Genomic DNA, 7,933 nt, shown 5'->3' with positions numbered 1-7,933 from the left:
TACGAGACTGGGCCGTCCCGGGGGGGTCGAAGTCCGCTGCGGTGAGGGGAAGTTCACCGAAGCCCGAAGGGCCGCAGGCCGCCAGTGGCCCGCTCGGTGCGGCGCCGCCCGAAGCGGCCGCCGCCTCCCCGCGCCCGAACGACTCGGCGGTCCGGGCCGACCGGCCGGTGCGGCCGCGTCCCGTCGGGGCCCCGCTGGTCGTGGCCCGGCGGCCCAGCCTGCTGACCGCGCGCCCCGTGGCGGCCGTCCCGGGGCAGGTCAGGGCGCCGGCCGCCGTCACCGAACCGGCGAGCCGGGGTGCGGGCGCGCCGCGGCCCGCGGCGACGACGGAAGAGACGGTCGAGGGCACGCGCCGCCCGTCCGCGAGCGGCGGAGCCGCCGAACGGCCGGCGCCCGGCCCGGCCGGCCACCCCGCGCCCACGCGGAGCGGGCCGACCGACAACCCCGCGCCCACACCGAACGGGCCGACCGGCGGCACCCCCGTCCAGCGCGCCGCCGCGCCCGGCACCGCCGCACCCGCCCGCCCGGTTCTCGGCGCGCCGCTGACCGTGCTGCCCGCGAGCGCCACACCTCTGGCCGTCGACGGCCCCGGGGCCTCTGGTGCCGCCCCGGCCGGGTCGGCCATGCCCGTCGTTCCCGCCGACGCGGGGTCCACCCGCGCTGAGACGGGCGGTTCGGCTGATGCCCGGCCGTCCGGAGGCGGAGGCGGGGGACGGGACGTCGCCGCCTCCGCCCGACGCACCGCCACGGCCGGCGAGCCCGCCCGCCCGGCACCCTCCCGCCCCGAGCACGGGCCCGCCGAGGGCGCGCCCGTTCAGCGCGCACTGCCCGGGGCCGGTACGCCCGCACCGTCCTCGTCCCCTGATCGCGCCCTGCCGGGCCGGCCCGATCCGGCCCCTGCCCGTCGCAGCGGGCCCGCCGAGGGCGCGCCCGTTCAGCGCGCACTGCCCGCAGCCGGTACGCCCGCACCGTCCTCGACGCCGTCCCCCGACCGTGCCGCACCGCTCCCGCCCGACCCGACCCCCGCCCGTACGCGCGGGGGCCTGGGCGCGCCGCTCGACGCGCTGCCGCCGACGGCGGCCGTGGCCGGGGGCACCGCTCCGCTGTTCGGCGGGCGCCGACCGGTCCGGCGGATCGCGGCCCCGGCGACGGGTGACGCGGCCTCTGCCGCCGCCCCCGCCGCAGTCTCTGCCGCCGCCTCGCCGGTGGCCGGTGAGGGGCTGCCCGTGCAGCGCGCCACCCGGAGCCCCGGCGACGGCCCGGCCGAGGCGATGTCCCCCGTCCGGAGCGGTGATGACGGGCGATCGGCCGGTCCGGACATCCCGGCCAGCCGGAGCATCCCTGCCACCCCGACCGTCCCGACCATCCCCGCCGGCCCGAGTACTCCGACCGCCGGTGGCCGCAGCGCGCACGCCGGTGCGGATCGCGGCCTTCGTGGATCGGTGGCCGGACGCCCGGCGCCCTCCGACGCCCAGCAGGGGACGACGGGTGCCTCCGCCGCGTCGCCGTCCGGCAGCGGCCCGGAGCGGCGGCCGGGAGCCGCCGCGCAGCCGACCGGCCCCGGGACGCGCCCGGCGGGCGCCCCGCTCGGCGGCGGCAACGGTCCGGTGGTGTCCGTGACGGTTCCGGCGCGTCGGTCCTCTGGCGGCTTGGGCGTGCAGCGAGCCGTTCGACTCATCGGTCAGCGGCGCGGGCTGCTCGGCGACCGCCGGATGACGGTCGCCCTCGCCACTCCGCCGGCACCCTTCGCGCCCGTTGCCGCCGCTCCCTCCGGCGGAGGCGTCGGGTCGGCGCCGACGCCGCCCGTGGTCCGGGCCGCCTGGCCCCACGCTCTGGTGTCCCGTCCGGACGGCGAGGCGCCGGCCGCGCCAGTTGCACCGGCCGCTGCCGCGCCGCGCCGCTCGGGTGCGCAGGCGCGGCGCTCGCCGGGCACCGGCTCCGGAGGCGGCGGTGCCGCAGCCGGGGATTCGGCCCCCCGCGCGGAGCGCCCCTCCACCCCGGGGGCGGCCGCGCCGCGCGGGGTCGTGGCCGCGGTGCAACGGGTGTTCTCACGGCGCCCGTCGGCACGGCCGGTCCGACGGACGGTGGCCGAGTACCCGACCGTCGTCGATCACCCGTCAGCGGCCGGAGGCCCGGCGGCACCTGCCGCCGTCCCGGCCGCGCCCGCACCGGCGGGCCCACCGCGCGTCCTGCCCGGTCAGCCCCGTGCGGCAGTCCTGAACCCCGGTGTCCCGGCGGCGCCGCGGCCCGGCGCCACGAGCGCGGGCCTCCCGGACGTGCAGCGGTCCGCCACGCCGAGGTCCGGTGGGTACGCGAACCCCGGCGCCCCCGGTTCGCCGTCCGCCGCGGCGAGCGCCCCGCGCCCGCCGGTCGTCCGGCTCAGGCCCGTGGCGGCTCCGTCGGTCCAGCGCCTGTCGGCCATGCCCCGGCCTCCGCAGCCGTCCCCGATGCCGCCACCCGCCGTCGCGGCCCCGGCGGGTACGAGCCGGCTACCGGGCCCGCAGCCCGCCACCGCACTCGCGCCCGCACTCGCGCCCGCACCCGCGTCCGTCCCCGCGTCCGCGCCCGCGCTCGTCGTGGCCCGGGCCCTGCCCGCCGGGCACGCCACCAGCGCCCCGTCCGCCTCGTCGGCCCTGTCCGCCTCGCCCGGGCCGGCCGCACCGCCGTCGCCCGCCACGGCCCGGCTGTTGCAGCGGGTGGCCGAGCAGACCGGCCTGACGGGGGTGCCGATGACCGCCGTGCCCGCGCGCACACCCACCACGGTGCAGCTCGCCGGGCCGGCCCGAACCGCCACCCCCGGTACCCCGCCCGCCGCGAGCACCCCCGGCAAGGCCCCCGCAGGACCGGGCGCCGAGCGGCGCGCCGACCCCGCCGACCTCGACGAACTGGCCCGCCGCCTGGTCGAACCGGTCGGCCGGCTGCTGCGCACCGAGTTGCGCAGGGGCCGGGAGCGCAGCGGCAAACCGTACGACATGCGCCGCTGAGCCCGGCCCGGACCGGAGGCCGGACCGCGCGCCGGCCGGCGGAACGGCCAACGCGGGCCGGAGCCGCGGACCAGAGCGTGGACCAGGCGGACGGCCGACAGCAGGCCGCAGCAGCGACGTGACCGGAAGCAGGGAGCAGAAGCGATGACCGACAACATTTTCGCGTCCAGTGTGTTCTTCAGCCTGACCATCGGCGGCAACGACCTGGGCGACTTCACCACCTGCTCGGGACTCGGCGCCCAGGTCGAGATCGAGCAGTACGCGGAGGGCGGCAACAACGGCTTCGCCTGGCAGCTGCCGGGCCGCATCACCTGGTCGAACATCACGCTGACCCGCGCGGTCACCGCCGACACCACGAAGATCGCCCGCTGGCTGTCCGAGATCGTCCGCAAGGTCGAGCCGAAGGACGGCGAGATCGTGGCGCTGCGGCCCGACCTGAGCCGGATCGTCGGCTGGCAGGTGCTCGGGATCGTCCCGGTGCGCTGGGAGGGGCCGTCCTTCGATCCCGCCAACTCCCAGGCGGCGATGGAGACCCTGGAGATCGCCCACGCGGGCCTGCGCCCCTCCTGACCCCACTGCCCGCCCGGCCCGCCCGGCCCACCCGATCCACGGAACCCACCCCACAGCCCGACCCACGGAAGGAGCACCAGGATGTCCCCGGCGGTCCCCGCCAGCGTCACCCGGGCCCAACTGACCATCATGGAGCCGCCGTCCACGGTCGGCGCCCAGCCCGGCGGCACGCTCGCGCAGCTCCGGCTCCAGTTCAACCCGGCGACCCTGGTGCTGAGCAAGACCACCGAGTGGCGGCGCACCCCGTCCCGGATGGCGGGCGAGTCCGCGCTGCCGGAGTTCGTCGGCAGCGGTCCGCGCTCGCTCTCCCTCGACGTGTTCCTGGACTCCACCGCGACCCACGACAACTCGGTGGAGCGGGCGGTGGAGCAGCTGATGACGGCGTGCGTGCCCACCCCGGCCAGCCTGGCGCGCAAGACGCCGGCCAGCCCGTGGATCCGGCTGGACTGGGGCACCCTGAAGACCACGTCCTTCAACGGGGTGCTGACCGGCCTCTCGGTCACCTACTCGCTCTTCGACGTCGACGGGAAGCCGCTGCGGGCGGTCTGCTCGCTGACCATCGACGAGGCGAGCGTCGACCCGGCCGGACAGAACCCGACCTCCGGCTCGCCGGAGGCCCGCAGCACCCACCGGGTGATCGCCGGCGACAGCCTGCCGATGCTCGCCTGGCGGGCCTACGGGGACGCCACCGCCTGGCGCGCCATCGCGGAGGCCAACGACATCGACGATCCGCTGGCGCTGGTCCCCGGCGCGGAGCTGATCGTGCCGGGCATCGAGGAACTCACCCAGAGCCACACCCAGAGCCTCACCCAGAGTCACACCCACACCCGGAACCAGGAACCCACCCAGGGCGGACGGCCATGACCACTCCCGAGGCCCGCGGCGGCCGCTCCTTCGCCGCCGACCCCGTCGTCGAGGCGCCGGGCCCGCTGCCGCCGATCTGGGTGACCCAACTGGTCTCCTGCGACATCGAGGAGAGCGTCGGCCTGCCCGACACCGTGGTGCTGTCCTTCCGGGACGCCGACCACACCTTCCTCTCCGCCACCGGGATCACCATCGGCACCCCGCTGAAGGTGTCCGTGGTCACCGTGCAGGGCAACACCCGGGCGCGGCTGTTCACCGGCGAGGTGACCGCGCTGGAGCTGGAGGTGGACACCACCGGCTCGTACACCGTGGTGCGGGCCTCGGCGGTCACCCACCGGCTGATGCGCGGGCGCCGGGTGAAGGCCTTCCGGAACATGACCACCGCCGACATCGTCCGCCAGGTCGCCTCGGGCGCGGGCCTGACCTGCGGCAAGGTCGACTCCTTCCCCGTCGTCCACCAGCAGCTCTCGCAGGCGAACGTCCCGGACTGGGAGTTCCTCCAGTTCCTGGCCCAGGAGAGCGGCGCCCAGGTGCGGGTGGACGACGACGGGAGGCTGGAGTTCGTCCGGCCCGACCCCGCCTCCGGCGCACCGGCCCCCTCCACCCCCGCGCCGCAGAACCCGCTGGTGCTGGAGTACGGCCGCAACCTGCTGGAGCTGCGCGGCGTGCTGACCGGCGCCGGAGGAGCGGACACGGTCGAGGCGCGCGGCTGGAACGTCACCACCAAGAGCGCCCTGGTCGCCACCGAGCCGGCGGTGACCTCCCGCACCGTGCAGCCGGGGATGAGCCCCTCGGTGGTGGCCTCCGCCTTTCCCGGCCAGTCCCGGCTGACCGTCGCCGACACCCCGTACCGCACCCAGGCGGAGACCGCCTCGGTGGCCCGGTCGCTGGCCGCCTCGGTGGCGGCCGGCTTCGGCGAGCTGGAGGTCGTCGCCGAGGGCAACCCGCGGCTGCGGGCGGGCACCGCGGTCGCGCTGGGCAACGTCGGCGCCGCCTTCTCCGGCCGCTACACCGCCACCGGGGTGCGCCACCTGCTCGAACCGTTCCGCGGCTACCGCACCACCGTCGTGGTCAGCGCGGCCCCCGACCGCTCGCTGGCCGGGCTGACCAGCGGCGGCAACGCCCCGCCGCGCGGGCCCCGGATGCCCGGACTGGCCGTCGCCGTGGTCACCGACGTCCGGGAGCCGGGCGGCGGGCAGCGCGGCTGGGTGAAGCTCAAGTTCCCCTGGCTGGACGACACCTACGTCTCCGACTGGGTGCGCACCGTGCAGTGGGGCGGCGCCGGGGGCGGCGGCGTGGTCAGCCCCGAGGTCAACGACGAGGTGCTGGTCGGCTTCGAGCAGGGCGACCTGGACAGCCCGTACGTGCTGGGCGGGCTGTACAACGGCGTGGACCGGCCCTCCCCGCACGACGTGCCGCTGGTCGACGGGGCCTCCGGCAAGGTCAACCGCCGCTCGGTGGTGTCCCGTTCGGGCCACCGGATGGAGCTGCTGGACGTGCCGGGCGGCAAGTCCGGCGTCCACCTGGCGAGCGGTGACGGGAAGTTGGAGGTCAGCCTGGACCAGCAGCGCGGCGAGATCGTGCTGACCGTCCACGGCCCCGGCGGCGCGGCCGGCAGCACGGTACGGCTCTCCTCCTCCGGCATCACCCTGGACGCGGGCACCGGCGCGGTGAACGTGCGCGGCGGATCGGTCACCGTCCGGGGCACGACGTCGGTCACCGTGGACGGTGGCGCCGAGGCGGTGCTCAAGGGGGCCTTCGTCCGGATCAACTGAGTCGCCGATCGACCGGCGACAGACCGGCGATCGACTGACGAAACGTCAAGAAGCAATGGCAGTATGGCGAGTGCCCGCGAACACCGGGCACCGCAGGAAACGGAGACCGCAGATGCCCCCCGCAGCCCGGACCGGCGACATGACCGACCACGGCGGCGCCCTCACCACCCCGCCGCCGGGCGCCCTCAAGGTGGCGACCGTGCTGATCGGCGGCCGCCCCGCCGCCGTCGTCGGCACCGTCCACGCCTGCGTCGTCCCCCCGCACCTGGCCCTGGGCCCCGGCAACCTGGTGCTGCCCTCCCCGGGCTCGGTGACCAGGGGAGTGGTGCTGATCGGCGGCCTGCCCGCGGCCCGCATGGGTGACAAGACCACCTGCGGCGCCACCGTCACCACCGGCGCGTTCAACGTGCTGATCGGGGGCTGAGCATGAGCGAGCGATGGGGGTACCCCCGGCCGGAGGCTGGGGGAGAGCGAGTCATCGAGGGGTGCGCGTGGGCGAATGCCCCTGTCGAGCGAAGCGAGGCGGGCGCATGAGCGGCAGCTTCATAGGACGCGGCTGGGCCTTCCCGCTGCGGGTGAACGCCACCGGCGGCATCGCCATGGTGGAGCGCGACCGGGAGCTCGCGGAGGCGATCCGGCTGATCCTCGGCACCGCCCCGGGGGAGCGGCCGATGCGCCCCGAGTTCGGCTGCGGCATCCACGAGTACGTCTTCGCCCCGGGCGACAGCACCACCGCCGGGCGGATCGCCCGCGAGGTGCGGATCGCCCTGGAGCGCTGGGAGCCGCGGATCGAGATCGACGACGTGGTGATCGCCTTCGACAGCGCCGAGGAGGGCACCCTCTACATCGACGTCCACTACACCGTGCGGGCCACCAACGACCGCCGCAACCTGGTCTTCCCCTTCTACACCATCCCGGAGCACCCGGGCGCGGACGCCCTCGACACGGTCGGCGGGGGTGCGCGCTGATGGCCCTGCCCTCCCCGAACCTGGACGACCGCCGCTTCCAGCAGCTCGTCGACGAGGCCAAGCGCTACGTCCAGCAGCGCGCCCCGGAGTGGACCGACCACAACGTCTCCGACCCGGGCGTCACCCTGATCGAGACCTTCGCCTACCTGGTGGACCAGCTGCTCTACCGGCTGAACCGGGTCCCGGAGAAGAACTACGCGGCCTTCCTCGACCTGCTCGGCATCCGGCTCTTCCCGCCCGCCGCGGCCCGGGCCGAGGTCGACTTCTGGCTCTCCGCCCCGCAGTCCGAGACGGTTCTGCTGCGGGCCGGTACCGAGGTCTCCACGCTGCGCACCGAGACCGACGACGCGGTGGTCTTCTCCACCGCCGAGGACCTGCCGATCGTCCCCAGCTCGCTGGAGCGGCTGGTCACCGTCTCCGCGTCCGGCGAGCAGTCCGACGGCACGGCCCGGCTGGCCGACGGCGCGGACGTGCCCTGCTTCCAGGCGCGCCCGGCGGCCGGGGACGCCATGCTCTTCGCCCTGCCCGCCGTCGTGCCGCGCTGCATCCTGATCGTCCGGCTGGACAGCCGGGTGGAGGGCGTCGGCGTCGACCCGCGCCAGCCGCCGCTGGCCTGGGAGGTCTGGGACGGCGCGCGCTGGATCGCCTGCGAGACCGGCAGCGACACCACCGGCGGCCTCAACCGGCCCGGCGAGGTGGTCGTCTTCGTGCCCGCCGGGCACACCGCCTCGGTGGTCGCCGGGCGCCGGGCCGGCTGGCTGCGCTGCCGGGT

At 76.8% G+C, this 7,933-nt stretch carries 7 protein-coding genes; all 7 read left to right on the top strand.

Annotation, left to right across the window (positions count from 1 at the left end; genetic code table 11):
• Positions 1 to 2,447 precede the first annotated feature (2,447 nt).
• On the top strand, positions 2,448 to 2,984 hold the full coding sequence (locus tag ACFWJ4_RS40105; protein ID WP_380554031.1) for a hypothetical protein: 537 nt from the start codon (positions 2,448 to 2,450) through the stop codon (positions 2,982 to 2,984).
• 144 nt (positions 2,985 to 3,128) lie between these two features.
• The gene (locus ACFWJ4_RS40100; protein WP_359897847.1) at positions 3,129 to 3,554 is read left to right on the top strand and encodes a phage tail protein; all 426 of its coding nucleotides are present in this window, start codon (positions 3,129 to 3,131) and stop codon (positions 3,552 to 3,554) included.
• Positions 3,555 to 3,635: 81 nt separating this feature from the next.
• Positions 3,636 to 4,418 (top strand): LysM peptidoglycan-binding domain-containing protein, encoded by a 783-nt coding sequence (locus ACFWJ4_RS40095; RefSeq protein ID WP_380554028.1) that lies wholly within the window; start codon positions 3,636 to 3,638, stop codon positions 4,416 to 4,418.
• Positions 4,415 to 6,193 carry a VgrG-related protein gene (locus ACFWJ4_RS40090; RefSeq protein WP_380554025.1) on the top strand — a complete coding sequence of 593 codons (1,779 nt, stop codon included), beginning with the start codon at positions 4,415 to 4,417 and terminating at the stop codon, positions 6,191 to 6,193. The genes ACFWJ4_RS40095 and ACFWJ4_RS40090 overlap by 4 nt, the downstream gene beginning before the upstream one ends.
• 112 nt (positions 6,194 to 6,305) lie before the next feature.
• Positions 6,306 to 6,617, top strand: coding sequence for a PAAR domain-containing protein (locus tag ACFWJ4_RS40085; RefSeq protein WP_380554023.1), 312 nt, complete (start codon positions 6,306 to 6,308; stop codon positions 6,615 to 6,617).
• A 106-nt stretch (positions 6,618 to 6,723) separates the two neighbouring features.
• Complete coding sequence (locus tag ACFWJ4_RS40080; protein WP_380554020.1) at positions 6,724 to 7,161, top strand: GPW/gp25 family protein; 438 nt, start codon at positions 6,724 to 6,726, stop codon at positions 7,159 to 7,161.
• The coding region (locus tag ACFWJ4_RS40075; protein WP_380554017.1) for a putative baseplate assembly protein at positions 7,161 to 7,933 on the top strand (773 nt) is incomplete at its 3' end. The genes ACFWJ4_RS40080 and ACFWJ4_RS40075, both read left to right, overlap by 1 nt.

Origin of the sequence: Kitasatospora sp. NPDC127067, from assembly GCF_042724755.1 — a bacterium.
GTDB classification, from domain to species: domain Bacteria; phylum Actinomycetota; class Actinomycetes; order Streptomycetales; family Streptomycetaceae; genus Kitasatospora; species Kitasatospora lactacystinica.
Note: the sequence above shows the minus strand (reverse complement) of the source record. Positions and strands in the feature narration are given on the sequence as shown.

What these genes read in the sequence shown, in the direction of transcription:
- ACFWJ4_RS40090 (WP_380554025.1), top strand. Translation starts at nt 4,415, where the DNA reads ATGACCACTCCCGAGGCCCGCGGCGGCCGCTCCTTCGCCGCCGACCCC.
- ACFWJ4_RS40095 (WP_380554028.1), top strand. Translation starts at nt 3,636, where the DNA reads ATGTCCCCGGCGGTCCCCGCCAGCGTCACCCGGGCCCAACTGACCATC.
- ACFWJ4_RS40085 (WP_380554023.1), top strand. Translation starts at nt 6,306, where the DNA reads ATGCCCCCCGCAGCCCGGACCGGCGACATGACCGACCACGGCGGCGCC.
- ACFWJ4_RS40100 (WP_359897847.1), top strand. Translation starts at nt 3,129, where the DNA reads ATGACCGACAACATTTTCGCGTCCAGTGTGTTCTTCAGCCTGACCATC.
- ACFWJ4_RS40080 (WP_380554020.1), top strand. Translation starts at nt 6,724, where the DNA reads ATGAGCGGCAGCTTCATAGGACGCGGCTGGGCCTTCCCGCTGCGGGTG.
- ACFWJ4_RS40105 (WP_380554031.1), top strand. Translation starts at nt 2,448, where the DNA reads ATGCCGCCACCCGCCGTCGCGGCCCCGGCGGGTACGAGCCGGCTACCG.